This window comes from Stenotrophomonas sp. YJH_SMC_81, from assembly GCF_059370875.1.
The window spans coordinates 18,826-44,163 of sequence record NZ_JCAFUB010000003.1 but is presented as its reverse complement, the minus strand read 5'-3'; the positions used below and the strand labels follow the sequence as shown (position 1 = coordinate 44,163).

Sequence of the window (25,338 nt, the reverse complement as noted above, 5' to 3'; positions counted from 1 at the left end):
TGGGCGGTCAGGACCCTGATGCGACAACGGGACGCTGGTGGCCAGCGTCCCGCGTCGGTCCGGATCAGGACTTCTTGTCGTCCTTGACTTCGGTGAACTCAGCGTCGACCACGTCATCCTGCGCCTTGCCGGCATTGCCGGCGTCGGCACCCGGGGCACCGCCCTGGTCGGCCGAAGCAGCGGCGAACAGCGACTGGCCAGCTTCTTCCAGTGCCTTCGACTTGGCTTCGATCTGTGCCTTGTCGTCGCCCTTCATCGCGGTTTCCAGATCAGCCAGCGCTGCCTCGACCTTGCCGATGACATCGCCGCCGACCTTGCTGCCGTGCTCGGTGATGGCGCTGCGGGTGCCGTGGATCAGGGCGTCGGCCTGGTTGCGGGCCTGCACCAGTTCCTGGAACTTCTTGTCTTCCTCGCGGTTGGCTTCCGCGTCGGCAACCATGCGCGCGATCTCTTCCTCGGACAGGCCCGAACCGGCCTTGATCTCGACCTTCTGTTCCTTGTTGGTCTTCTTGTCCTTGGCCGACACGTGCAGGATGCCGTTGGCGTCGATGTCGAAGGACACTTCCACCTGCGGCAGGCCACGCGGGGCCGGCTCGATGCCGGACAGGTCGAACTTGGCCAGCGACTTGTTGAAGCGGGCCTGTTCGCGCTCACCCTGCAGCACGTGCACGGTCACGGCCGACTGGTTGTCCTCGGCGGTGGAGAACACCTGCGAGGCCTTGGTCGGGATGGTGGTGTTCTTCTCGATGATCTTGGTGAACACGCCACCCATGGTTTCGATACCCAGCGACAGTGGGGTCACGTCCAGCAGCAGCACGTCCTTGACGTCGCCGCCCAGCACGCCACCCTGGATCGCCGCACCCAGTGCCACGGCTTCGTCCGGGTTGACGTCCTTGCGCGGTTCCTTGCCGAAGAACTCGGTCACCGCCTGCTGCACCTTCGGCATGCGGGTCTGGCCGCCGACCAGGATCACTTCGCTGATGTCGCTCGAACGCAGGCCGGCATCGTTCAGGGCGACGCGGCACGGCTCGATCGACTTCTTGATCAGGTCGTCCACCAGTGCTTCCAGCTTGGCGCGGGTCAGCTTGATGTTCAGGTGCTTCGGACCCGACGCGTCAGCGGTGACGTACGGCAGGTTCACTTCGGTCTGCTGGGCGCTGGACAGCTCGATCTTGGCGCGCTCGGCAGCATCCTTCAGGCGCTGCAGGGCCAGCGGATCCTTGCGCAGGTCGATGCCCTGGTCCTTGTTGAATTCTTCAACCAGGTACTCGATGACGCGGTTGTCGAAGTCTTCGCCACCCAGGAAGGTGTCGCCGTTGGTGGCCAGCACTTCGAACTGCTTCTCGCCGTCGACATTGGCGATCTCGATCACCGAGACGTCGAAGGTGCCGCCGCCCAGGTCGTACACCACGATCTTGCGATCCTTGTTGTCGCCCTTGTCCAGGCCGTAGGCCAGCGCAGCCGCGGTCGGCTCGTTGATGATGCGCTTGACGTCCAGGCCGGCGATGCGACCGGCGTCCTTGGTCGCCTGGCGCTGGCTGTCGTTGAAGTAGGCCGGCACGGTAATGACCGCTTCGGTGACCTTCTCACCGAGGAAGTCCTCGGCGGTCTTCTTCATCTTCTCCAGCACCTTGGCCGAGATTTCCTGCGGGGCCATCTTCTTGCCGTCGCTGGTGGCGACCCAGGCATCGCCATTGTCATGGGCCAGGATGCTGTACGGGACGTGGGCGATGTCCTTCTGCACCTCGCCATCGGTGAACTTGCGGCCGATCAGGCGCTTCACCGCGTAGAAGGTGTTCTTCGGGTTGGTCACGGCCTGGCGCTTGGCCGAGGCACCGACCAGGACTTCGCCGTCCTTGGTGTAGGCGACGATCGACGGGGTGGTGCGATCGCCTTCCGAATTCTCGATGACGCGGGCCTTGCCGCCGTCCATGATCGCCACGCACGAGTTGGTGGTGCCGAGGTCGATACCAATGATCTTGCCCATGGGGGAGACTCCTGAGGATGCTTGTTGGGGTCAGTCCGGCCGTTCGGCCGGTGGATGAATACGATGTGGGGGAGGCCCGTGGAACATTCAAGCCACCTCCCGAACGCTGTGTTTCCGGTCGCCCGGCGCGTTCAGCGTCGGGCCGGGTCGCAGGTGATTCCCGCCGCCCGGCCCGGCAGGGTCAGTCGGCGGCCACCACCACCAGCGCCGGCCGCAGCAGGCGCTCGTTGAGCAGGTAGCCCTTCTGGAACACGGTCACCACGCTGCCCGGGGCAGCGCCCGGGGTCGGCGCCTGGCTGATGGCCTGGTGGTGCTCCGGGTTGAACGGCTGGCCGATCGGGTCCAGCAGGACCAGGCCGTTGTCGGCAGCGACCTTGAGCAGCTGCTTGTAGGTCAGCTCCAGGCCTTCGCGCAGCGGGTGCGGGTCGTCGCCGGCGGCCTTCAGGCCGGCATCCAGGCTGTCGAACACCGGCAACAGCTCGCCCAGCAGCTTCTCGTTGGCGAACTTGCGGGCCTGCTCGATGTCACGGGCAACACGCTTGCGCTGGTTTTCCAGGTCGGCGCGCTCACGCAGCGCATCGGCCTTGACCTGCTCGACTTCGGCGCGCAGGCGCTCGACTTCGTCGTTGACGCCGGCGGTGGCAGCCGCATCGGCGGCACTCTGCTGGGATTCGATATCTGGATGTTCGTGGTTCATGTCTGGGTCCCTGGCGGTCACTCTCCGCCTCCACCCACCCTAGTGTGGGCGGGATGCTGCGTTTCAAGCGTCGGATGTTCCCGGCGTGCGTCCGGCCGGCGAAAAGGCCGCGCCAAGCACATCGGCGGTGGCCTGGACCAGTGGGATCACCCGGTCGTAGGCCATCCGCTTGGGACCGATCACGCCCAGCACGCCCAGCACCTGGCCATTGGCGGTGTAAGGGGCAGTGACCAGCGAGACGCCCTGCAGCGGCATCATTCCGGTCTCTTCGCCGATGAAGATGCGCACCCCCGGCGCCTGGATGGTCCGCTCCAGCAGCTGCAGGATTTCGCGCTTGCTGGAGAACAGCTCGAACAGTTCGCGCAGGCGCTCCAGGTCGGACAGGTCCTGCACGCCCATCAAGCGGGTCTGCCCGGCCACCAGCATGTCGTCGGCCGCCGGCTGCAGGGCCTGCTCGGCCAGTTCGATGCTGTGGGCCAGCAACTGCTCCAGTTCGGACCGGGCGTCGCGCAGCTCCAGCAGCAGGCGGGTACGGATCTCGGCCATCGGCAGGCCGGCGAAATGCGCATTGAGGTAATTGGCGACCTGCTCCAGCTGGCCTGGCGCAAACTCCTGCCGGGTCTCGATCACCCGGTTCTGCACCTCGTTGTCGGCAAATACCAGGATCGCCAGCACCCGGCGCCCGTCCAGCGCCACGAAATCGATCTGGCGGAAGGCGAACTGCTCACGCCGCGGGGCGCTGACCACGCCGACGAAGTGGCTCATCGCCGACAGCAGCTCCGAGGCGCTGCCGAGCAGGGCCTGGGTACTGCCGCCGCCGGCCAGTTCCTGGCGCAACCGGGCCAGCTCGCCCTCGCCCGGCGGCTGCATCTGCAGCAGGCTGTCGACGAACACCCGGTAGCCATGCGCGGTCGGGACGCGGCCGGCCGAGGTATGTGGCGAGGCCAGCAGGCCCAGATCCTCCAGGTCGCCCAGGATGTTGCGGATGGTGGCCGGGCTGACCTCCAGGCCGGCCACGCGCGCCAGCGTCTGCGAGCCGACCGGCTCGCCGTCCTGGATGTATCGCGCGATCAGCGTGCGCAGCAGGTGGCGCGCACGCGGGGCAAGCTGGTCGGGAGAACCGTGCATGGAATCAACCTGTGAGACACGGACACTAGATAATGGCGGCGCATCGCCTTGGCAAGTCATTGGACCTCCCGCGCCCGCGTGCTAGCGTTGCGCGGCTGCTGACACCCCCTTACCCATGCTCAGACATCTTTCGATCAAGGATTTCGCCGTCGTCCGCGCCACCGAACTGGAGTTCGGGCCAGGCATGACCGTGGTTTCAGGCGAGACTGGCGCCGGCAAGTCGCTGATGGTCGACGCACTGGGCTTCCTGTCCGGCCTGCGCGCCGACAGCGGCGTGGTCCGCCATGGCGCCGCACGCGCCGAGCTTTCCGCCGAGTTCGCGCTGGAGCAGCTGCAGGCCGCCCGCCAGTGGCTGGCCGACAACGAGCTGGACGACGAGGACCAATGCCAGCTGCGCCGCGTAATCCGCGCCGACGGCGGCTCGCGGGCCTGGATCAATGGCCGCCCGGTGACGCTGGCACAGCTGGGCGACCTGGCCTCGCTGCTGGTGGAGATCCACGGCCAGCATGAACAGCAGGCGCTGCTGGCGCGCCCGTCGCAGCTGGCCCTGCTGGATGCCTATGCCGGCAACGAGAACGAGCGCCGCCAGGTGCGCCATGCCGCCGCGGCCTGGCAGGCACTGGTCGATGAATCGCTGGCGTTGTCGCAACAGGGCGACGTCAGTGACCGGATCGGCTTCCTGGAGCACCAGCTGCGCGAACTGGACCGCGAGGACCTTGAACCGGAGTCGATCGCCGCACTGGGTGCCAGCCACCGCCGCCAGGCCCACGCCAGCGCCCTGCTGAGCGCCTGCCAGGCGGCCAGCAACCAGCTCAACGGTGAAGACGGCAGCTCCGCGCTGGACCTGCTGCAGCAAGTGCGCCACGAGCTGTCGCGGCTGGTCGAGCACGACCCGCGCCTGGGCGAGGTGGACGGCCTGATCGAGAACGCCTCGATCCAGCTGCACGAAGCCCTGTCGCTGCTTGATCGCGTGCACGACGACCTCGACGCCGACCCGGAACAGTTCGAGGAGAACGAGCGCCGCCTCGGCCGCCTGCACGACCTGGCCCGCAAGCACCGCGTGCCGATGGACGAACTGGGCGCGCAGCGCGAGCGCATGCATGCCGAAGTGGAGCAGCTGCGTGGCGCCGACGAGCGCCTGCAGCGCCTGGCCGGCGAGATCGACAAGGCCGCCGCCGCCTGGCGCGTACAGGCTGAAGTGCTGACCGCCAGCCGCCGCAGCGCCGCCGCCGAACTGTCGGCCACCACCACCAGCATCATCGCCGAGCTGGGCATGGGCGGCGGCCAGTTCCTGATCGAACTGGAGCCACAGGACAGCGGCAAGCCCGACCCGCAGGGTGCCGAGCGCGTCGAGTTCCTGGTGGCGGCCAACGCCGGCCAGCCGCCGCGCGCCCTGCGCAAGGTGGCCTCGGGCGGTGAACTGTCACGCATCTCGCTGGCCATCGAAGTGGCCGCGCTGGACCTGGATGCAGTGCCAACCATGGTGTTTGACGAGGTCGACTCCGGCATCGGCGGCGCGGTGGCTGACATCGTCGGCCAGAAGCTGCGCGCGCTCGGCGAGAAGCGCCAGGTACTGTGCGTGACCCACCTGCCGCAGGTCGCTTCCAAGGGCCATGCCCATTACCGGGTCAGCAAGGCCCCGGTGGAAGGCATGACCCAGAGCGCAGTGGAAAAGCTGGACAACAAGGCGCGCGAGGAAGAGCTGGCGCGCATGCTCGGCGGCGTGGAAGTGAGCAAGGAAGCGCGCGCCGCCGCCCGCAAGCTGCTGCAGGCCTGAGGCCTGTTCACGGTTATCCACGCATGGCGTGGATCTACAACCCACCCGCACGGTAGTGCCGGCCGCTGGCCGGCAACCCAACACCGGTGGACGATGATCGTGAGGTTGCCGGCCAGCGACCGGCATTACCCCCGTGGCCGCGCCAGATCCACGTTCTCCACCAGGAAATCGAGGAACGCGCGCACCCGCAGCGGCAGGTAACCGCCCTGCCCCAGGAACACCGCGTGCACCTCTTCCAGGTCACCGGGATTGGCCTCTTCCAGCACCGGCAGCAAGCGCCCGGCAGCAATGTCCTCCTGCACCTGGAATGCCGCCAGCCGGGCCATGCCCAGCCCGCCCAGCACCAGCTGGCGCAGCGCATCGCCGTTGCTGGCGCGGGCATTGCCACTGGGCAGCAGCATCCGCTCGCGCCCCTCCTGCAGCAACGGCCACCCCTGCATCGCACGCGCGTGGCCGATGTCCAGCCGGTTGTGCGACTGCAGTTCCTCGGCAGTGCGTGGCAGCCCGTGCCGCTGCGCGTAGGCCGGTGCAGCCACGATCATCATCCGCGTCGCGCCCAGCCGTCGCGCCACCAGACTGGAGCTCTTCAGCGGCCCGGCCCGCACTGCCACGTCGGTGCGCTGCTCAAGCAGGTCGATCACCTCGTCGTTGAGGGTCAGGTCCACGCCCACCTGCGGGTTACGCTCAAGGAACGCCGGCAGCAGCGGCAACAGGAAATGGCGGCCAAACGGCACGTTGGAGTTGACCCGCAGCCGCCCGCGCGGCTCGGCATGGGCGCTGGCACAACGCTCGGCCTCCTCCAGGTCGGCCAGCACGCGCAGGCCACGCTCGTAGAACGCGCAGCCTTCCGGGGTCAGCTGCAGCTGGCGGGTGGAGCGTTGCAGCAGGCGCGTGCCCAGCCGTTGCTCCAGCCGCGCCACCAGCTTGCTCACCGCCGACGGGGTCATGTCCAGCGTTCGGGCGGCGGCGGAGAAGCCACCGGTCTCGATCACGCGCACGAACACTTCCAGTTCGCCGGATCGGTTGATGTCAGGTCGCGCCATGGCAATGAATCCAGTTCACAGATGATTGTCCATGCGCAGTCTAGTTCACAGATAAGCACGGAATCACCATGGCGGTCCCTCCACTCGGGACTGCCCGATGCACCGCTTGAGCCAGCTCACCGCCACCGCCCTGCTCGCCGTGTCCGGCGCCGCCAGTGCCGCATCCGCCCCGCACTGGGTCGCCAGCTGGCAGGCCAGCCCGCAGCCGGTCTGGAACGCGGATTTCCTGTTCCCGACCCTGGTCCCGGCCACACTGCAGGACCAGACCTTCCGCCAGACGGCGCGCATCAGCCTGGGCGGCCCGCGGCTGCGGGTGCGGCTGAGCAATGCCTACGGCACCCAGCCGCTGCGGATTGGAGCAGCCAGCGTGGCCGCACGCGCGGGCGCCATCCCGCAACCGCTCAGCTTCGGCGGCCAGCCCGGGGTGTTGATCGGGCCCGGTCAGGAACAGCTGAGCGATCCGCTCCCGCTGGCCACGGATGACCGCCAGGCAGTGCAGGTCAGCGTCTTTGTGCCGGGGCCGGCAACCGTTCAGACGTTCCATTGGGAAGGCCGCCAGACCAGTTGGATCGCCCCCGGCGACCAGAGCCGGGCCCAGGCCCTGAACGCAGCCAGCAGCACCACCGCCCGCCTGCTGCTGACCGGAATTGACGTCGAGGCCGGCGCCGACGCGCGCAGCGTGGTGGTGATCGGGGATTCGATCACCGACGGTGCCACCGCCAGCCTCGACCAGGACCAGCGCTGGACCGATCATCTGGCCGCGCGCCTGGCAGCGCGGGGCATAGCCGTGGTGAACGCCGGCATTTCCGGGGGGCGGCTGCTGCGCGACGGCATGGGTGAATCCGCCCTGGTCCGCTTCCGGCGCGACGCGCTGGACCAGCCTGCGGTATCCAGTGTGATCGTGCTGATGGGCATCAATGACATCAGCTGGCCAGGTACCGCATTCGCCCGCAACCAGGCCCGGCCCACGCTGGCCGAACTGCAGGCGGGGTATCGCACGCTGGCAGAACAGGCCCGCCACCGTGGCGTGCGGATCATTGGCGCCACCCTGCCGCCGTTTGCCGACGCCCTGCCCGGCACGCCACTGGACGACTACTACCACCCGGACAAGGATGCCCTGCGCCAGCGGATCAATGCCTGGCTGCGCACGGACAGCCCGTTCGACGCGGTGATTGACCTGGACGCGGCGCTGCGCGACCCGGCCGATCCCTCACGGATGGCCGCCGCCTACGACTCCGGCGACCACCTCCACCCGGGTGATGCCGGCAACCGGGCCATGGCCGAGGCGGTCGATCTTGAGGTGCTCATGGGGCCATCCACGCATGGCGTGGATCTACCGTAAGCAACGAAAAACCCCGGGCAGGCCCGGGGTTCCGTCGCATCCAGCTGGCCGGAACGGCTTACTTGCGCTTCTTGCGCACGTACAGCACCAGCGAGTGCTCTTCCAGCTCGTAGCCATGGTCTGCGGCGATCTTGCGCTGCAGCTCCTCGATCTCGTGGCTTTCGAACTCGATGATCTTGCCACTGTCCACGTCGACCATGTGGTCGTGGTGGCCGCCACGGTCCAGTTCGTAGACCGCCTGGCCGCCCTCGAAATTGTGCTTGAGCACGAGGCCGGCGGCCTCGAACTGGGTCAGCACCCGGTACACCGTGGCCAGGCCGATCTCGTCGCCGTGCTCCAGCAGCTGGCGGTAGATGTCTTCGGCGGTCATGTGATGCTGGTGGTGCTGGGCATTGCGCTGCTCGAGCAGCGCCAGGATCCGCATCCGCGGATGGGTCACCTTCAGGCCGACTTTACGCAGGTCGTGGGTTTCCATAGGTCTCCGTTCATTGGCGATTTAGCGCCAGCTGCCTCGGATTGGGTCGCGGTGGCACGCCGGGAGTGTATCATCGGTTTGATTTCCCCAACCGCCAGTCCCGATGCGCAATCTCCTGTTGGTCGCCGCCGTCGCCCTGTCCACCACCGGGTGCGGCATCATCTACAAGCAACCCATCTATCAGGGCAACCTGATCCGGGAAGATGCCGTGGCCAAGCTGCAGGTCGGGCAGAGCAAGCAGCAGGTCACCGCGCTGCTGGGCACCCCGTCCATTCCCGACCCGTTCCACGCCCAGCGCTGGGACTACACCTCCAGCCAGCGCGTGAACCGCCTGGGCCGTACCGAAGTGAAGAACTTCGTGGTGTTCTTCGAGAATGACACCGTGACCCGCTGGGAAGGCGATTACTTCCCGGGCAACGACAAGGCCCTGGCCCAGCAGACCGTGCGCCAGTTCGGCCGCAATCTGCCGAAGGACAAGAAGAAGAAGGGCCGCTGAGCCCCCTGCCCGTCCGCAGGTACGGCTGCCGGAATCAACCGCCGAGCGCGCGACGCCGGCGGTTATCCTTCGGATCTGCCAGCAGCGGGCGCAGCAGTTCGATGCGGTCGCCGTCCAGCAGAACCTGGTGCGGGCGTGCCACTACGCCATGCACGGCGACGGCGGGACAATCGGCACTGCCTTCCAGTGCGGCCGCCGCGACAGCATCGGCGACGGTGGCCCCCTCTTCCAGCTGCAGGCGGCACGACAGCACCCGCTGCGGCCAGGCCAGTACCACCTCGACCTCGATCATCGCTCAGCCCTCGTCGGCGACGCGGACGAAATCGTTGACCATGCGATCGGCCAGCCCCTGGAAGCCGATTGCCAGCGCCGGACCGAGCAGGCGCGAGCTGGGTTCGAACTCCAGGGTCAGGGTGACCTTGCAGGCATCCTCGGCCAGCGCATGGAATTCCCAGCGGCCGTGCAGCTGCTTGAACGGGCCATCGCGCAGCTGCATATCAATGCTGTGCGGTCGCCGCAGCGTGTTTTCGGTCTGGAACCAGGTGCTGAAAGAGCCCAGGCCGAGGTCCAGGCGCGCCACCAGGCGGTCCTCGCCCTGCTCCATGATCTGGGCAGCCGAGCACCAGCGGAAACGGCTCGGATAGGCCTGGACATCATTGACCAGGTCGAACATGCGCGCGGCCGAATGTTCGACCAGGGCGCTGCGGCGGATAGTAGGCATGAATACAGGACGTTTCGGCAATCGACCGGGCGGGCCCGAATCGGAGACAATACGGAAATGAGCAAGAACAGCGGCAAGGATAAAGCAAAGAGCGCGACGGCCAACAAAACCATCGCGTTGAACAAGCGTGCCCGCCACGAGTACCACATCGAAGAGCGCTTCGAGGCCGGCCTCGCCCTGCAGGGCTGGGAGGTCAAGTCGATCCGCGCAGGCCGCGGCAACATCATCGACGCCTACGCCTATGTGAAGCGCGGCGAGATCTACCTGATCGGCGCACAGATCACCCCGTTGATCCAGGCCTCCACCCACGTGGTGGCCAATGACCGGCGCGAGCGCAAGCTGCTGCTGCACCGGAACGAGATCGACAAGCTGATCGGCAAGGTCGAGCGCGATGGCTACACGATCGTGCCCACTGCGATGTACTGGAGCAAGAACAAGATCAAGCTCGAAGTCGCGCTGGCCAAGGGCAAGCAGACCCATGACAAGCGCGATGCCGCCAAGGACCGCGACTGGGCGATCGAGAAGCAGCGTGTGATGCGTCGCGGCAACCGCGACGCGTAAGGCTGTAGCGCCGAGCCATGCTCGGCTTCGGCAAGAAGGGCAGCCGAGCGCAGGCTCGGCTCTACAAAAGGCGGGTCACCCCGCCAGCATGCCCTGCCCGCGCATGCGCGGTGCCAGCGCCGCGTGCATCACGGCCAGGTGCATCACCACTGCCAGTTCCGGGGCATGCCGGTCATCGCCCGCGCGCCACTGCTGTGCCATCTGGGCCGCATCGGCCGGCAACAGGGCCAGCAACTGGGCGTCATCCAGCGAATCGGCAGCGCCCTGCAACTGGCGCGCCAGCTGCCGCGACTGCCACACATGCACGCCGATGCTGAGGCTGGCCAGCGACATCAGGACCACGGCCAGCCCGTGCTCGAACCACTGCGACAGCACTTCCGGCCCCCACAGCAGGGCCGCCAACACCGCCATGCCGGGCAGACGCCAGCCCAGCCAATGGATGCGACCGCGTTGCGACCAATGCACCACCACCGCACTGGCGACCAGTGCTGCGGCCGCTGTGGCCGGCAGTTCGGTCAGCGCGGTGGCCGCAAGCAACGCCGCCAGTACCGCCCAGACCCAGCCGGGCGGCAGCGCGCGCCGCTGGTAGTCGGCCCCGACGGGCCCGACCAGCTGTCGCAGGCTGCGTTGTTGGCTTGCCTCGGTCACCCACAGTCTCCGTGTTTGTCCTGGCCCGGATGGTCGCCGCCAGTGTGTCGCAAATTCGTGCCCATGACGTTACCAATCCGCTATGACGGAGGCTCTACAACTTGTTGTGGATTGCCAAGGTGACTGTTCAGCTGTTTTGCCGTAGCATTGCCACTGTTGGGCAGGCACTGACCGTGGCGACACGAAACAGGCCTTGTACCTTGCAGAACTTGAAGAAACCGGGGGTGCATTGGTTTCGACGGGGGTTGTGAAGTCGCCTGGCGCATGCCGAGGGGGTAGCTTTCCTCGTAAATCCAGCTGCAAAACTCTAGTTGCCAACGACGACAACTACGCTCTGGCCGCTTAAGGCCTAAGCCTCGAAACCGCTTGTGTCCATGCTCGCGGTGTAGAGTCACTATCATGGAATCGCGCTGGACGGCTGCCTGTCAGTCCGGCACTAGAACACAACAGGCTGGTTCCCGGATGCGCTTTGCGCACCGTGCTGTTCGGGGACGAGATCCAACGGTGAGCTAAGCATGTAGTGCTGGGGATGGAGTGCCTTCGGACGGCGGTTCAATTCCGCCCACCTCCACCATCTGTAAGGCCTGTCGAGGCCGCAAGAAGCCGGATCTCCCGTCAACTGGGGTTCCGGCTTTTTTGTGCCTGCACGTCGCGCAGGAGGTGTGGCGCATAATCGGGATGACACCTCCAACACAGCAGTCCCTCCATCCGCGACCGCCAGAAGGATCTGCCATGAAAGCCCCCCTCGCGATGTCCCTGCTCCTCACCGCGCTCGCCGCAGCCCCAGCCACGCACGCCGCAGCCCCGGCCATCGCGCCGCCCGGCATCGCCACGCTGGAGGCGCTGCTGGCCTGCAAGGCAGGCTCGGATTTCAGTGCGGCCGACGCCATCGATGCGCTGCAGGCGGCCGGCCTGGCCAAGAAGCCGGGCGGCACGTTCGAGCCGGAGGACAAGCCGGTCGCGCTGTTTGGCGGCACGGTCAGCAGTGCCGATGTGAATGTGGCCGAAGGCGAGAAAGGCCTCTTCGTGTACTTGAACGGCGTCGATCCCAAGCGCCTGGCCAGGGCCTGGTCGATGACCGAGGTCAACGAGCATGCCAATACCGAGGAACCTTCCTACGTGAAGCGCATCGACAAGCGCCACACCCTGCACGTGATCGCGGGTGACGATTACGAGGGCTATTCGGCGGCGGTGAAGTGCCAGATCAGCCGCTGATGGCGTAGCCGACGCTACAGCCAGCGTGGCACGCGATGACGGTACTGCGCGTACGCCTCGGGAAAGCGGACCATCAGTGCCCGCTCCTCCGGCAGGATCTGCAGCCAAGTGATGTACGCCAGGAACAGCGGCACCACCAGCAGCGCGATCAGGTTCTGCAGGTACACCATGGCACCAAACAGGACCAGCGCCTGGCCGAGATACATCGGGTTTCGGGTGCGGCGATAGATTCCGCTGGTAACCAGCGCGCTCGACGCCGAAGGTCGCAGAGGATTGACGGTGGTACCGGCGCGTCGGAAAGAGATCTTGGGCAGCAAGTTGAGCACGACACCCAGCGTCACCGTCACCCCTGCCAGCAGAACCGGCACCGGCACCCGAAGGTGCAAACCCGGCCACAGCCAGCGTGCTGCAAAGCCCATAGCGGCGAACAGCAGCATTACCACGGGCGGGGGAATACGGGTTTCCAGCCAGACCATCGCGATCACCGTGTCCTTTCCATTGGCCGCAGTGTCACACGGGAATGGCTGAATCACCCAAGGCGGCCAGGCCCAAACCGACCGTCCGGTCTATTCCGCTTTGACAGGCCCACCGCTAGAGTGGCGCCACCGCGCAGGAGCATCGCATGGCTACCACGGGCTTGGGCTTCATCGGCCGCACGACACTCATCATCACCGTGCTGCTCACCCTGGGCGGCTGCGCGGCGCTGCGCCAGTTCGGGCCGTCGGTGCAGGTTGCCTCAGTCACGCCCGGCCAGTACATCGCGCTCAAGCGCGGTGACATCCTGACCTCCGGCAAGCTCAGCGCGGCGACCATTGAGACCCTGCGCGTGGCCGGGCTCGATGAGGGCGTCTGTGCCAAGCCCGGCCTGCCCTGCATCGAGGCCATGGAAAGCAGCATCGTGGTGCGCGAGGAAGACAAGCGCTCCAGCCTGGCCGAGCTGTGGCTGCAGTATGCGATGACCCTGCCGGCGCCAAAGCGCGAGTACTCGGCATCCGGCCGCGCCAAGACGGCAATCACCGAGCTGGATGCCGACTTCCAGCCACGCCTCGATGCGTGGATGCAGGTCGCGCGCCAGGCCTATGCCTATCTGTTCTTCACCGAGCGCACGGCGAACCAGCGCGGCTTCGAAGACCGCCAGACCCAGGTGCGCGATTACTACAACCTGGCGGTGCAGGAAGCCTCGGTGCAGCTTTACAACGCCTATGCCACCGGGCGCGTGCACGGCCAGGCCAGCCATTTCCAGCTGGGCCGCTGGACCTTCGTGCTGGCCCCTTCAGACGAAGCATCGGCGCTGGACCAGCGTACCCCCAGCGAGCTGGTACCCGCCGCCTCGCTGTCGTTCACCGGCACGCTGCGAAGCGTGCATCGCCGCGATGGCTTCGGTGCCGAACTGGTGGCAGTGATGGATGACCCGGCCGGCAGCACGGCCACCACGCCTCCGGCAGCGGCGCAGGCAACGCAGGCCAGCACTTCGGCCACGCAGAGCTGGAGCGAGATGCCCTCGCCATCGATGACGGTGCTATTGCGCTTCTCGGGGAAAAACCTGTGGGAGGTGCTGCACGATGACGAGCCGGAGCTGGAGATCCACGATCCCTACCAGGTTTCGGAAGTGACCCTGCACGGCCAGCAGGTGCCACTGGCGGCCAACTTCACTGCCGGCTATGCGCTGTGGCTGGCCCGCTCCAACTTCAGCCGACAGTCGCTGCGCACGCTGTTCGGCGGCAAGGGCGGCATCGACACGCCGCATCTGTACATGATGCAGCCCTATGACCCGAACCGCCGCGTGCTGCTGATGATCCATGGCCTGGCCAGCAGTCCGGAAGCGTGGGTCAACGTGGCCAACGAACTGCTGCGCGACGACGAGATCCGCCGGGACTTCCAGGTCTGGCAGTTCTATTACCCGACCAACATGCCCATCGCGATGAGCCACGATGCGATGCGCCACACGCTGGCTGAAGTGTTCAAGCACTTCGACCCCAGCGGCAAGGCGCAGGCCTCGCATGACATGGTGCTGGTGGGGCACAGCATGGGCGGGGTGATCGCACGGTTGATGATCTCCTCCTCCGGCGACCACCTGGTCGACACCCTGCTGGCCACCGCGCAGATGACGCCCGCCCAGCGCGAACTGCTGCGCACCAAAGGCGCACCGGTGCTGACCTTCCTGCCGGAGCCGGAAGTGTCCCGCGTGGTGTTCATCGCCACGCCGCATCGCGGCACCGACGTGGCGGGCACCCGCCTCGGCCGGTGGATCGGCCGGCTGGTGCGGTTGCCACTGACCGTGCTGGAAGACGTCGCCACCATCGCCAACGACGGCCAGATCGACCGCAATGACGGCAAGCACGGCTACCAGATGAACAGCATCCAGAACCTGGACAAGGACGACCCGTTCGTCCGCGCCGTGGCTGACCTGCCGATGTCACCGAAGGTGCACTACCACTCGATCATCGCCCGCGCCAAGGCCGATGGCCCACTTGAGAAGACCGATGACGGGCTGGTGCCCTACTGGAGTTCGCACCTGCCGCACGCGGATTCGGAGAAGGTGATCGTGTCCGGACACAGCGTGCAGGAAGCTACGCCGGCCATCGTCGAGCTGCGGCGGATCCTGCATGAGGACATGCAGGCACACGGGCGAACGGGAAAGTAAGCCGCCGTCCCGACAGATCAGGCACCGGCCGTACGCCGCGAGAACGTGCCATGCAGCGCCGCCGGAATCGCAAAGCCCTCCATGCGCACCTCGGGCCGATAGTCGGCGCTGGGGGTGAAGCGGAACTCGCGTGCCAGCAGCGCGCACAGCAGTACCAGCTGTGCATTGCCGACCGCCGACCCCACGCAGGAACGCGTTGGGAAGCCGTAAGGCACATAGATGCCGGCGGTACGCTTGCGCCGTTCGGGCAACCAGCGATCAGGATCGAACTGCAGCGGGTCATCCCAGTACTTCGCCGAGCGGTGCTGGATGAACGAACTCAACTCGAACACTGTGCCTTCGGCGATGGCCTGCCCTTCCACCTGCAGATCGCAGGCGGCCACCCGGCGGTTGTTGAAGGGCGTGGAGTACAGCCGCATCACTTCCTTCAGGAAGCGCATCGTGCAGGGAATCCTGGCGATCGGCAGCGCATGGATCTCCGCATCCGAGAGCGGCGCGAATTCCTCCTCGATGCGCTGGCGCCAGTGTGGATGCATCTGCATCGCCAACAGCAGGCAGGCGGCCATCATGCCGGGCACGCCGGAAATGGCGATCAGCTGCACGGTGACCAGGTAGGTGACCTTGTCCAGGCCGATGCGCTCTCGCAGGCTCAGCAATGACTGCGCGTAGTCCAGCGCCGAACGTCCGCTGCGGACCCGGCGCTTGAGTTCGGCGGCGATCGCCCGTGATTCGGCACGGCCGATGAGGAAGTTGCGCAGCAGGTGGCGCCGATGGATGACCTGCTCGACCTGGGTGGTGTAGCGCAGATGCAGGGCGCGTTCGATGGCTGCGGTGCCGCGTGCGTCGAGCCCATCGATCACCAGTGGCACCAGCGGATGCGCCATCACCTTCCACACGGCTGGCGTGGCATCCAGCTCGCGCCCGCACAGTGCGTCCAATGCCTGCCGCATGCGCGACTGCAACGCCTCCAGAGTCTGTGCACTGGTGAGTTCAGCACTGCGCGTGGCAATCAGGCTGCGCACTTCGCTCCAGCGCACGCGTTCGTGCCGGCGGAACAGGTCGGCCAGCGACTCGACCACGAACAGGTGCTCGGAATTCTCCTTATCGACCTTGCCGGCCAGTTCCGGGCAGAAAACCCCGATACCGCCGGTTTCCAGTTTCAGCACCGGCCCTTCGCGCTCCACGCGCGCAGCCAGGCGCTCGGCAGCAATGGCGCTGCCTTCATTCGACATCCCTTGCATGCAGTGCGTCTCCGGCAGGAAGGGACTCGAAAGACGAGTCCCTTCGTCTTGCTACCGCTAGATCGCGGGTTTGGCCCGCAGGATCAGAATTCGACCCACAGAGGCCAGGTATTCCACACGCTGCTCTTTTCGTTCGGATGAATATTCAGAGTGACGCGCAATGCTCGGGCGAATCTTTTCATTTTCATTCCTTTGCTTGCTGTGTGGTTATGCCGGGATTATCCCGGCACCGGCTAGATAACACGACATAATCCCGCTGTCCAACCGGCCGGGTGGCGCACTGCAGCATCCTGGTTGCGGCCGATTGAGGGGAATCCCTCATCGCGCCTGCGCGTCCGGCCTCCTATGCTGGGCTCACTTTCCCCCAACGGAGGTCTGCATGAACACGCAAGAGCCCAGCCGCCAGCCCAGCCCCGATCCGGCCGAGCGCGATGCCTTCTTCCCGTCGCCGTATTCGCTCTCGCAGTTCACCTCGCCCAAGAGCGACCTGTCCGGCGCCGACTATCCGGATGCGCGCCGCGATGGTCGCTGGAAGGTGCTGATGATCGCCGCCGACGAGCGCTATCTGCCGACCGCCAATGGCCACCTGTTCTCCACCGGCAACCATCCGGTGGAAACCCTGCTGCCGATGTACCACCTGGACAAGGCCGGCTTCGACATCGACGTGGCGACGCTGTCCGGCAACCCGGTCAAGTTCGAATGGTGGGCCTTCCCACACAAGGACAGCGAGATCGGCGCCCTGTACGAACGCTACCAGGCACGCTTCCGCCAGCCGTTGCAGCTGGACCAGGTGGTGGCCGGCCTGGGCACCGATTCGGACTACGCCGCTGTCTTCATTCCCGGTGGGCACGGCGCGTTGATCGGCCTCCCGGAAAGCCGCGCTGTGAAGGCCACCTTGCAGTGGGCCATGGCCGAGCAGCGCCACATCATCACCCTCTGCCATGGCCCGGCGGCGCTGCTGGCAGCGGGCGTCGACGAAGCCGAGGGTGACTCGTTGTTCCGCGGCTACCGCATCTGCGCCTTCCCCGACGCAATGGACCGGCAGACACCGGAGATCGGCTACATGCCCGGGCAGCTGCGTTGGTTCTTCGGCGAACGACTGGCCCAGCAGGGCGTGCAGATCGTCAATGAGGGCATCGATGGCAGCGTGCTGCAGGATCGCCTGCTGCTGACCGGCGACAGCCCGCTGGCCGGCAATGCGTTGGGCAAGCTGGCCGCGCGTACGCTGCTCGATGCACTGGCGGGGCGCTGAGCCCATGCCTGCGCTGGTGCCCGCGCTGCTGGAACTGGAACAGGCTCGGTCATTGCCTGCGGTGGGCGGCGTGCTGCGCGCCGCCGCCTCACCCTTGGGCTACGACCGCCTGTTGGTGTTTGCCACCGGAACCGGGCTGGAGCGCGGCGCACAGCGCGTGTACTGGATCGAAGGTGACTGGTTCGGTGACGGCAGCGATACCGCACTCGCCCGCTACCTGCATGCCTGCCCGGTCAACCGTCATGTGCTGGACAGCACTGCGCCGTTCTTCTGGAGCAAGCGCCAGGGCGTGCGCGGCGAACGCTATCAGGTGGTGAAGCAGCCGCGCGGCGATGGCCTGCATGGGCTGCAGGTTCCGGTGTTCGGCCCGACCGGTCTGGAGGGTGCGGTCAGTTTTGCCGGCACCTCGATTGATGCATCCGCCAGCGCGCGTGTGCTGCTGGACATGGTCGGCACCTCCGCCTTCCGTGCGGCGCGGCGTCTGGCCGAAGCGCCGGCCGACATCCGCGCGGGCGCGCTGAGCGCACGCGAACGCGAGGTGCTGCGCTGGGTCGCCGCTGGACGGCGCCAGGCAGAGATAGCGGCCACGCTGGGGCTGTCTGCGCGCACCGTTGAGAACCACCTGCGGCGAGCACGGCAACGACTTGGCGTGGCCACCACCGCTCAGGCAGTGCGCGCGGCAGGCCGCCGTGGCGAGATTGAAGACTGATCAGGATGGAGACACTTCCTGCTGCCTGATCAGCGTGCTGCATACGCGCTGGGCATCTGCGCGATTGCAGAAGGCAGGCGACGGGATGAGCTACGACCCGTGATCGCCGGTGCGCGGTCCACCGGGTGGGACGTTCATCGCCCGCCCGGCATCCGCGAGCCACCCATCCCTGCATAACGCTGTCCGCGCATTCGTGGCATGCTCTGTGAAACCGTTTTCATGGAATGGAGGGATTCCACGATGTTGTCGCGTTTCCGTCGCCCCGTACTCTGTGCCCTGCTGGCGCTTGCCCTGCCTGCGACCAGCGCCTGGGCCGCAGCCCCTGCGCCGTTGAAGGTGATGTCGTTCAATGTGCGCACCCCGGCCGATACCGAGCCCGGCAAGCGCTGGCCCGATCGTCGCGATGCGATGGTGAAGGTCATCCTCGATGCGCACCCGGCGGTGATCGGTACCCAGGAGCTGGTGCAGGAGCAGGCCGATTACCTTGCCCAGCACCTGCCCGGCTACCGCTGGTTCGGCGAGGGCCGCCGCGGCGGCAGCGGCGACGAGCACATGGGCGTGTTCTACGACAGCAAGGTGCTGGCGATCGAGGAATCAGGCAACTTCTGGCTGTCTGATACGCCCGATGTGCCCGGCAGCATCACCTGGGGCAACCTGTATCCACGCATGGTCACCTGGGCGCTGTTCCGCCGCATCGATGACGGCCGCCGCTTCTATTTCATGGATACCCACCTGCCCTACCGCGACGAGGACGAACCACGACGGGTGAAAGGTGCCGAGCTGATCGGCAGGCGCGTGGCCGGCCTGCCGGCCGACCTGCCGGTGGTGCTGACCGGTGACTTCAACAGCGAACCCGGCGGCGACACCTACAAGGCATTCACCCGCGTATTGCACGACACCCGTACCCAGGTGAAGACACCGCAGGGCCCGCGACTGACCTTCCACGATTTCACTGGCAAGGCCACCGCGCAGCTGGACTGGGTGCTGGTGCGCGGTTTCCACGCGCGCAGCTTCCTGACCGATGACCGCCGCATCGATGGCGTGCTGCCATCGGATCATTTCCCGCTGGTGGTCGAACTGGACTGGCCACAGCACTGACCCCGCACGGCAGCCGCAGCTACAGCGGCGGCTGCCGCGACAGCAGGCGATACAGGGCCTGATGCTGATCGCGCGCCTGGCAGATGCGGGCCCCTATCGCCAGGAACACCGCCACGCCGATCAGGCCCAGTCCCAGCATCGAATCCTGCAGGCGCAGGAAACCGACCGCTGCGGCCATCGTCGCCAGCACCAGCAGTACCACGACTGCCACTGACAGCCCCGCACCCGGTGGACCCGGATCGCCGAACAACATCCGTTGGGTATCCCGCCTTCCGTCCGCCATCGCCTTCCTCCCGAGTGCCTGACCCACTAGTTACACGGCGGGCCCGAAATCCGGCAGAGTCAGAAACGTCACGAAGGTGAAGACGTACGCGGAATGCAACGCGCTACCCTGCCGCGTACCCCTCGAAGTGCGGAGCAGCACATGGCACACCAGAGCCGGCTGGCTGGATTCATCATCGACTGCCAGGACCTTCCCGCCGACGAAGGCGCCCGTTTCTGGGCCGCCGCGCTCGGCCTGCAGGCACAGGCGGCGCGTGCCGAAGGGGGCGCCGAGTATGCCGACCTGCTGGGCGCACCGGCGGGCCTGGACGTTGAGGTCCAGCGGGTCGATCACCCGTCACGGGTGCATCTGGACATCGAGAGCGACGACATCGATGCCGAAGCCGACCGCCTGGAGAAGCTCGGCGCGCGACGGATAGGCTTCGTCAAGCGCTGGTGGGTGATGGAAGCACCGAGCGGCCATCGCTTCTGCATCGTGCGCATGCGCGAGCGCGAGGTGCCGGCCAATCAGTGGCCCTGAAAGAGCAAAGGGACGGAAGCCACGGCCTCCGTCCCCCCTGGAGTCATTGCACCTGCGCCACGCTCGGTTGCTGCGGTGATTGCCCCCAGCCGCCCAGCGCCTTGTACACGCCCACCACGCTGACGTTGACCTCGGACTCGGCCGCCGCCAACGCATCATCGGCTGCCAGCTGCGTGCGCTGCGCATCCAGCAGGGTCAGGAAGTCCTCGGAGCCCTCGCGATAGCGAATCTGCGCCAGCGATTCGGCACGCCGTGCCGCCTGCGCCTGCTCGACCACGATCGCCAACCGTGCCTGCTGCTTGGAATAGCGGGTCAGCGCGTTCTCGGTGTCTTCCAGGGCCAGCAGTACCGCCTGCTCATACTGCGCGGCCACGCCTTCGGCTTCAGCCTTGCTGGCGCGCAGGCGTGCACGCACGGTGCCGAAGTCGAATGCCGCCCAGCTCAGCGACGGGGTCAGCGACCAGGCCTTGTTGCTGCCATTGACCAGGCCGCTGGCATCGCCGCCGAGGAACCCGACGAAGCCGGACAGCGACAACCGCGGGAACAGGTCCGCCGTGGCCACGCCCACGCGTGCGGTCGCAGCCGCCAGGCGACGCTCGGCCACGCGCACGTCGGCACGCTGGCGCAGCAGTTCGCGGGTATCGCCCAGCGGCAGTGCCTTGGCGAAGGCCGGTACGTCGTGCGGCGCGAGCATGTCAGTCAGCACTTCCGGGCGCTGGCCGAGCAGCACGGCCAGCCGGTTGCGCGACTGCGCCTCGGCCACTTCCAGCAACGGGATGTCAGCCTCGATCGCCTTCAGGCGGGCACGGCTGCTCTGCACATCCAGCTCGCTGCCTGCGCCCAGCTCCCAGCGCGCCTCAGTCAGCTTCTGCGTATCGCGCAGGTTTTCCAGCGTGTGCTGGGCCACCGCGATGCGCTTCTGCGTACCACGCAGCTCGAAGTAATTGCGTGCCACTTCAGCGGCGACCAGGACCTGCGCATCGGCCAGGTTGGCCTGCTCGGCACCGAGGTCGGCGCGCGCGGCTTCAGCAGCACGGCGCTTGCGGCCGAACAGATCCAGCTCCCAGCCGGCGTCGAAGCCGAGCTGGTAGCTTTCACTGAACACCCGCTGCCCACCCAGCTGCGGATCGGGTTGCTTGCGGCGGTCGTAGCTGCCGCCAGCGGTGACGTGCGGAGCCTGGTCGAGGCGGCTTTCCACGAACACCGCGCGGGCCTGGCTGACGCGGGCCACGGCCACGCGAAGGTCCAGGTTGTCCGACAGTGCGCCGTGCACCAGCTGTTCCAGCACCGGATCATCGAACTGCGCCCACCAGCTGGCGACCGGCGAAGCGGTACTGAACACCGGCTGCTGTGCACCCTGCAGGACCACCGGTTCCTGCACCGGGGCCTTGTAGTTCGGGCCGACGCTGACACAGCCCGCCAGCACCAGGCTGGAGACGGCCATCGCCAACGTGCGGATCACCATGGCAGCACCTCGCCCAGGTAGGTGAAGCTGCCGTTCGGGCCTTCATGGCCGATCAGCGCCATCTGCACGCTGGAGCGCGCGCCTTCGGCGATTTCGATTTCGCCGTGGCCGCCGTTCATGTCGGTCTTCACGTAGCCCGGGTGCACGGTGTTGACCTTGATCGGCGTGTTGCGCAGTTCGTGCGCCAGTGCCAGGGTCCAGCTGTTCACAGCGGCCTTGGAGGCGTTGTAGGCCGGAACCTTCATGTCGTAGATGCCCGACGCCGGATCGGCATGCAGGGTCTGCGAACCGAGGATGCTCGAGACATTGACGATGCGGCCTGCCTTGGCCTGCTGCAGCAGCGGCAGGAAGGCCTGGGTCACCGCGACCAGTGCGTAGACGTTGGTCTCGAAGGTGCGGCGCCAGGTGTCCAACGACTGCTCCGACGGCCGCTGCGCCGGATTTTCCAGCAACACGCCCGCATTGTTGACCAGGATGTCGAGGCGGCCGTGGCGCTCGCGCACCTGCTGCACCGCCTCGGCGATGCTGGCGCTGTCGGTGACGTCCAGCTGCAGTGCTTCCACCGGCAGGCCCTCGGCCTGCAGCTTCAGCGCCTGCTCCACGGCGGCCTCACGCTTGCGCCCGGCCAGCAGCGTATGCACGCCGTTGCTGGCCAGCTGGCGTACCGTTTCGGCGCCGATGCCACGGGTGGCGCCGGTAACCAGTGCGATCTTGTTCTGATGGGAGTTCATGGAGTCATGCCTTGATGAGGGGGAAAACCGACACCGACCGGGCGGCCAGTGTCAGCAACGTTCCCTGTCAGTGATGGATGGTCGGTTCGCCGTGCTGCACCAGCTGGCCACCACCGTTGCGGGTGACGAACTTGCGCAGGGCCACGTAGAACACGGGGGTGAGGAACAGGCCGAACAGCGTCACACCCAGCATGCCAGCAAACACGGTGATGCCGGTCACCGAGCGCACTTCGGCGCCTGCACCGTGAGACAGCACCAGCGGCACCGTGCCGGCGATGAAGGCGATGGAGGTCATCACAATCGGGCGCAGGCGCAGGCGGCAGGCTTCCAGCGCGGCTTCAACGATACCCTTGCCGCCCATCTCCAGCTCTCTGGCGAATTCGACGATCAGGATCGCGTTCTTGCACGCCAGGCCCATCAGCACCACCAGGCCGACCTGCACGAACACGTTGTTGTCACCGCCGGTCAGCCACACGCCGAACAACGCGGACAGCAGGGTCATCGGCACGATCAGGATCACCGCCAGCGGCAGCGACCAGCTCTCGTACAGCGCGGCCAGCACCAGGAAGGCCAGCATGATCGCCACCGGGAACACGATGAAGGCGGCCTTGCCCTGGGTTGCCTGCTGGTAGCTCAGGTCGGTCCATTCGGTGGTCATGCCCACCGGCAGCACCTTGCCGGCGATCTCGGTCAGCTTGGTCATCGCTTCGGCCGAGGACAGAAGGCGCGGGTCGGCTTCACCGGCCAGGTCCGCTGCCGGATAGCCATTGAAGCGCAGCACCGGGTCCGGGCCGAAGGTCTGCTTGATGGTGACCATCGAACCGATCGGCACCATCTCGCCGCGGTCGTTGCGGGTACGCAGCTTGCCGATGTCCTCGACCGTCTCGCGGTACGGACCATCTGCCTGGGCGATCACCTGCCAGGTGCGGCCGAACTGGTTGAAGTCGTTGACGTAGGCCGAACCCAGGTAGGTCTGCAACGTGTCGAACAGCTCGGTGAGCTGCACGCCCTGTGCCTTGGCCTTGACGCGGTCGACCTCGGCATCGAGCTGCGGCACGTTGGCCTGGTAGCTGGAAATCGGGAAGGCCATGCCCGGCGTCTGCGCAACGGTGCCCTGCATGGCCTGCACCGCATTCTGCAGCGCGCCGTAACCCAGGTTGCCACGGTCCTCGATGAACATCTGGTAGCCATTGCCATTGCCCAGGCCGAGGATCGGCGGCGGCATCATCGCGAACGCGAAGCCTTCCTGCAGACCGGCGATCTTCTGGTTGATCTCGGCATTGATCTGCGCGGCGGTGCGGCCATGGCGCTCGGCGAACGGCTTGAGCGGGATGAACGCCACACCGGTGTTCGGCGTATTGGTGAACTGCAGCGCGTTCAGACCGGGGAACGAGATGGTGTGAGCGACGCCATCGGTTTCCTGGGCGATCTTGGCGACCTTGCGCAGCATTTCATCGGTGCGGGCGATCGACGAACCTTCCGGCAGCTTCACACCGGCAATCAGGTACAGCTTGTCCTGGGTCGGAATGAAGCCCGGAGGCACCAGCTTGAAGATCACGCCGGTACCGACCAGCAGGATCGCGTAGACCACGAACACCGCACCGCGGCGGCCGAGGATGCGGGCCACGCCACGCTCGTACTTCTCCGAGCTGGACTTGAAGAAGCGGTTGAACGGACGGAACACCCAGCCGAACAGGCGGTCGATCAGGCGGCTCGGGCCGTCCTTCGGAGCGCCATGGGCCTTCAGCAGGCGCGCGGCCAGGGCTGGCGACAGGGTCAACGAATTGATCGCCGAGATCACCGTGGAAATGGCAATGGTGACCGCGAACTGCTTGTAGAACTGGCCGGTGACACCGGACAGGAAGGCCATCGGCACGAACACGGCACACAGCACCAGCGCGATCGCCACGATCGGGCCGGACACTTCGCGCATGGCCTGGTGGGCCGCGGCGGTGGGTGACAGGCCTTCCTCGATGTTGCGTTCAACGTTCTCCACCACCACGATCGCGTCGTCGACCACGATGCCGATCGCCAGCACCAGGCCGAACAGGCTCAGCGTATTGATCGAGAAGCCCAGCAGGTACAGCGCGGCGAACGTACCCACCACCGACACCGGCACCGCGATCAACGGAATGATCGACGCACGCCAGGTCTGCAGGAACAGGACCACGACCAGCACCACCAGGGCGATCGCTTCCAGCAGCGTGGAGACCACGGCCTTGATCGAGTCGCGCACGAAGATGGTGGTGTCATACACCGCTTCGTACTTCACATCGGCCGGCATGGTCTTCTGCATCTCGTCCATCGTCGAGATGACCTGATCGCGGATTTCCAGCGCGTTGGCACCCGGCGACTGGAAGATACCGATACCCACCGCGTTCTTGCCGTCCAGCTGCGAGCGCAGGGTGTAGTCGCCCGCACCCAGTTCCAGGCGGGCCACGTCGGACAGGCGCACGATCTCGCCATCGGTGCCGCTCTTGAGCACGATGTCGCCGAATTCCTTTTCGGTCTTCAGACGGCCCTGGGCATTGATCAGGGTCAGGAACTTGCTGTCCGGCAGCGGTTCGGCGCCGAGCTGGCCGGCCGAAACCTGCACGTTCTGCTCGCGCATGGCACGCACCACGTCGCTCGCGGTCAGGCCGCGCGAGGCCACCTTGTCCGGGTCCAGCCAGGCACGCATGGCGTAGTCGCCGCCACCGAAGATCTGCGCGTCACCCACGCCCGGAATACGCGCCAGCGCATCCTTGACGTGCAGGCGCGCGTAGTTGCGCAGGTACAGGGTGTCGTACTTGCCTTGCGGCGAGGTCAGGTGCACCACCATCAGGAAGGTCGGCGACTGCTTCTGCGTGGTCACGCCCTGCCGGCGCACGTCCTCGGGCAGGCGCGCCTGCGCCTGCGCCACGCGGTTCTGCACCTTCACCGCCGCTGCGTCCGGGTCCGTGCCCGGGCGGAAGGTGACGGTCATCTGCAGCACGCCGTCCGAGCCGGCCACCGACTTCAAGTACATCATGCCTTCGACGCCGTTGATGGCCTCTTCAAGCGGCGTGGCGACGGTCTCGGCAATGACCTTGGGGTTGGCGCCCGGATACACCGTGCGTACGACCACCGACGGCGGCACCACTTCGGGGTACTCACTGATCGGCAGGATTGGAATCGTGATCAGGCCTGCGGCGAAGATCACGATCGACAGCACCGCCGCGAAGATCGGCCTGTCGATGAAGAAGCGGGAAAAGTCCATGGAGGAATTCCTGGGAAAGGCATTCGGCGGGCAACAGCCACCCCGCCCCTCGCCGGGATGACGAAGGC

At 66.5% G+C, this 25,338-nt stretch carries 24 protein-coding genes and 1 other RNA gene; 11 read left to right on the top strand and 14 right to left on the bottom strand.

Translation table 11 applies throughout. The features are described from left to right. Positions 1–64: 64 nt before the first annotated feature. The 3 genes from dnaK to hrcA form a co-directional block, all read right to left on the bottom strand. A complete protein-coding gene (dnaK, locus tag AC5P8U_RS06750) occupies positions 65–1,987 on the bottom strand; it encodes a molecular chaperone DnaK (protein WP_005416183.1) in 1,923 nt (640 codons plus the stop codon). 181 nt (positions 1,988–2,168) lie between these two features. Continuing rightward, positions 2,169–2,684 (bottom strand): nucleotide exchange factor GrpE, encoded by a 516-nt coding sequence (gene grpE, locus AC5P8U_RS06745; RefSeq protein WP_061477936.1) that lies wholly within the window; start codon positions 2,682–2,684, stop codon positions 2,169–2,171. Positions 2,685–2,747: 63 nt separating this feature from the next. Further along, positions 2,748–3,812 (bottom strand): heat-inducible transcriptional repressor HrcA, encoded by a 1,065-nt coding sequence (gene hrcA, locus AC5P8U_RS06740; RefSeq protein WP_005416180.1) that lies wholly within the window; start codon positions 3,810–3,812, stop codon positions 2,748–2,750. Positions 3,813–3,927: 115 nt separating this feature from the next. Between hrcA and recN the strand changes: the two genes are divergently transcribed. After that, positions 3,928–5,589 carry a DNA repair protein RecN gene (gene recN, locus AC5P8U_RS06735; protein WP_111007560.1) on the top strand — a complete coding sequence of 554 codons (1,662 nt, stop codon included), beginning with the start codon at positions 3,928–3,930 and terminating at the stop codon, positions 5,587–5,589. A gap of 125 nt (positions 5,590–5,714) precedes the next feature. On the opposite strand, the gene AC5P8U_RS06730 is transcribed toward recN, so the two are convergent. Continuing rightward, complete coding sequence (locus AC5P8U_RS06730) at positions 5,715–6,632, bottom strand: LysR family transcriptional regulator (RefSeq protein WP_088497210.1); 918 nt, start codon at positions 6,630–6,632, stop codon at positions 5,715–5,717. Positions 6,633–6,729: 97 nt separating this feature from the next. On the opposite strand from AC5P8U_RS06730, the gene AC5P8U_RS06725 reads away from it, so the two are divergent. Then, positions 6,730–7,974 carry an SGNH/GDSL hydrolase family protein gene (locus AC5P8U_RS06725; protein WP_088497209.1) on the top strand — a complete coding sequence of 415 codons (1,245 nt, stop codon included), beginning with the start codon at positions 6,730–6,732 and terminating at the stop codon, positions 7,972–7,974. 58 nt (positions 7,975–8,032) lie between these two features. Here the strand turns inward: AC5P8U_RS06725 and fur are convergent, their stop codons facing one another. Beyond that, on the bottom strand, positions 8,033–8,449 hold the full coding sequence (fur, locus tag AC5P8U_RS06720) for a ferric iron uptake transcriptional regulator (protein WP_014646807.1): 417 nt from the start codon (positions 8,447–8,449) through the stop codon (positions 8,033–8,035). A 103-nt stretch (positions 8,450–8,552) separates the two neighbouring features. Between fur and AC5P8U_RS06715 the strand changes: the two genes are divergently transcribed. Beyond that, positions 8,553–8,945, top strand: coding sequence for an outer membrane protein assembly factor BamE (locus AC5P8U_RS06715; protein WP_005409234.1), 393 nt, complete (start codon positions 8,553–8,555; stop codon positions 8,943–8,945). Between the two features lie 34 nt (positions 8,946–8,979). Here the strand turns inward: AC5P8U_RS06715 and AC5P8U_RS06710 are convergent, their stop codons facing one another. After that, positions 8,980–9,237: an RnfH family protein gene (locus AC5P8U_RS06710; protein ID WP_072168307.1), complete on the bottom strand. Its 258-nt coding sequence runs from the start codon at positions 9,235–9,237 to the stop codon at positions 8,980–8,982. A gap of 3 nt (positions 9,238–9,240) precedes the next feature. After that, on the bottom strand, positions 9,241–9,666 hold the full coding sequence (locus AC5P8U_RS06705) for a type II toxin-antitoxin system RatA family toxin (RefSeq protein ID WP_061477941.1): 426 nt from the start codon (positions 9,664–9,666) through the stop codon (positions 9,241–9,243). A gap of 57 nt (positions 9,667–9,723) precedes the next feature. Between AC5P8U_RS06705 and smpB the strand changes: the two genes are divergently transcribed. After that, complete coding sequence (gene smpB / locus AC5P8U_RS06700; RefSeq protein WP_005416174.1) at positions 9,724–10,227, top strand: SsrA-binding protein SmpB; 504 nt, start codon at positions 9,724–9,726, stop codon at positions 10,225–10,227. A 75-nt stretch (positions 10,228–10,302) separates the two neighbouring features. On the opposite strand, the gene AC5P8U_RS06695 is transcribed toward smpB, so the two are convergent. Beyond that, a complete protein-coding gene (locus tag AC5P8U_RS06695) occupies positions 10,303–10,875 on the bottom strand; it encodes a hypothetical protein (protein ID WP_061477942.1) in 573 nt (190 codons plus the stop codon). Between the two features lie 220 nt (positions 10,876–11,095). Here AC5P8U_RS06695 and ssrA point away from each other — a divergent pair. Together ssrA and AC5P8U_RS06685 are read left to right on the top strand one after the other, a co-directional pair. Beyond that, positions 11,096–11,449, top strand: a transfer-messenger RNA (tmRNA) gene (gene ssrA, locus AC5P8U_RS06690). Between the two features lie 158 nt (positions 11,450–11,607). Beyond that, positions 11,608–12,090: a hypothetical protein gene (locus AC5P8U_RS06685; RefSeq protein WP_088497195.1), complete on the top strand. Its 483-nt coding sequence runs from the start codon at positions 11,608–11,610 to the stop codon at positions 12,088–12,090. A gap of 14 nt (positions 12,091–12,104) precedes the next feature. Here AC5P8U_RS06685 and AC5P8U_RS06680 read toward each other — a convergent pair whose 3' ends face one another. Further along, entirely contained in the window at positions 12,105–12,566 is a 462-nt protein-coding gene (locus tag AC5P8U_RS06680; RefSeq protein ID WP_065179498.1) for a methyltransferase family protein, read from the bottom strand. Positions 12,567–12,712: 146 nt separating this feature from the next. Here AC5P8U_RS06680 and AC5P8U_RS06675 point away from each other — a divergent pair, with 146 nt between their 5' ends. Then, a complete protein-coding gene (locus AC5P8U_RS06675) occupies positions 12,713–14,734 on the top strand; it encodes an esterase/lipase family protein (protein ID WP_447897141.1) in 2,022 nt (673 codons plus the stop codon). Between the two features lie 17 nt (positions 14,735–14,751). On the opposite strand, the gene AC5P8U_RS06670 is transcribed toward AC5P8U_RS06675, so the two are convergent. Next, on the bottom strand, positions 14,752–15,975 hold the full coding sequence (locus tag AC5P8U_RS06670; protein WP_439426778.1) for a cytochrome P450: 1,224 nt from the start codon (positions 15,973–15,975) through the stop codon (positions 14,752–14,754). 379 nt (positions 15,976–16,354) lie between these two features. On the opposite strand from AC5P8U_RS06670, the gene hchA reads away from it, so the two are divergent. The 3 genes from hchA to AC5P8U_RS06655 all read left to right on the top strand — a co-directional run bounded on the left by hchA (position 16,355) and on the right by AC5P8U_RS06655 (position 19,034). After that, positions 16,355–17,227 carry a glyoxalase III HchA gene (gene hchA, locus AC5P8U_RS06665; protein ID WP_072168311.1) on the top strand — a complete coding sequence of 291 codons (873 nt, stop codon included), beginning with the start codon at positions 16,355–16,357 and terminating at the stop codon, positions 17,225–17,227. 4 nt (positions 17,228–17,231) lie between these two features. Beyond that, the gene (locus tag AC5P8U_RS06660; RefSeq protein WP_072168312.1) at positions 17,232–17,936 is read left to right on the top strand and encodes a PA1136 family autoinducer-binding transcriptional regulator; all 705 of its coding nucleotides are present in this window, start codon (positions 17,232–17,234) and stop codon (positions 17,934–17,936) included. Positions 17,937–18,176: 240 nt separating this feature from the next. After that, entirely contained in the window at positions 18,177–19,034 is an 858-nt protein-coding gene (locus AC5P8U_RS06655) for an endonuclease/exonuclease/phosphatase family protein (protein WP_072168313.1), read from the top strand. 19 nt (positions 19,035–19,053) lie between these two features. Here the strand turns inward: AC5P8U_RS06655 and AC5P8U_RS06650 are convergent, their stop codons facing one another. Next, entirely contained in the window at positions 19,054–19,317 is a 264-nt protein-coding gene (locus AC5P8U_RS06650; RefSeq protein ID WP_049414598.1) for a hypothetical protein, read from the bottom strand. A gap of 141 nt (positions 19,318–19,458) precedes the next feature. Here AC5P8U_RS06650 and AC5P8U_RS06645 point away from each other — a divergent pair, with 141 nt between their 5' ends. Then, the gene (locus AC5P8U_RS06645; RefSeq protein ID WP_049414413.1) at positions 19,459–19,836 is read left to right on the top strand and encodes a VOC family protein; all 378 of its coding nucleotides are present in this window, start codon (positions 19,459–19,461) and stop codon (positions 19,834–19,836) included. 43 nt (positions 19,837–19,879) lie between these two features. Here the strand turns inward: AC5P8U_RS06645 and AC5P8U_RS06640 are convergent, their stop codons facing one another. The 3 genes from AC5P8U_RS06640 to AC5P8U_RS06630 form a co-directional block, all read right to left on the bottom strand. Beyond that, entirely contained in the window at positions 19,880–21,301 is a 1,422-nt protein-coding gene (locus tag AC5P8U_RS06640) for an efflux transporter outer membrane subunit (protein ID WP_072168314.1), read from the bottom strand. Then, positions 21,295–22,032, bottom strand: coding sequence for an SDR family oxidoreductase (locus tag AC5P8U_RS06635; RefSeq protein ID WP_072168315.1), 738 nt, complete (start codon positions 22,030–22,032; stop codon positions 21,295–21,297). Before AC5P8U_RS06635 ends, AC5P8U_RS06640 begins: the two co-directional genes overlap by 7 nt. A 67-nt stretch (positions 22,033–22,099) precedes the next feature. Further along, complete coding sequence (locus AC5P8U_RS06630) at positions 22,100–25,270, bottom strand: efflux RND transporter permease subunit (protein WP_495214012.1); 3,171 nt, start codon at positions 25,268–25,270, stop codon at positions 22,100–22,102. Between the last annotated feature and the right edge of the window lie 68 nt (positions 25,271–25,338).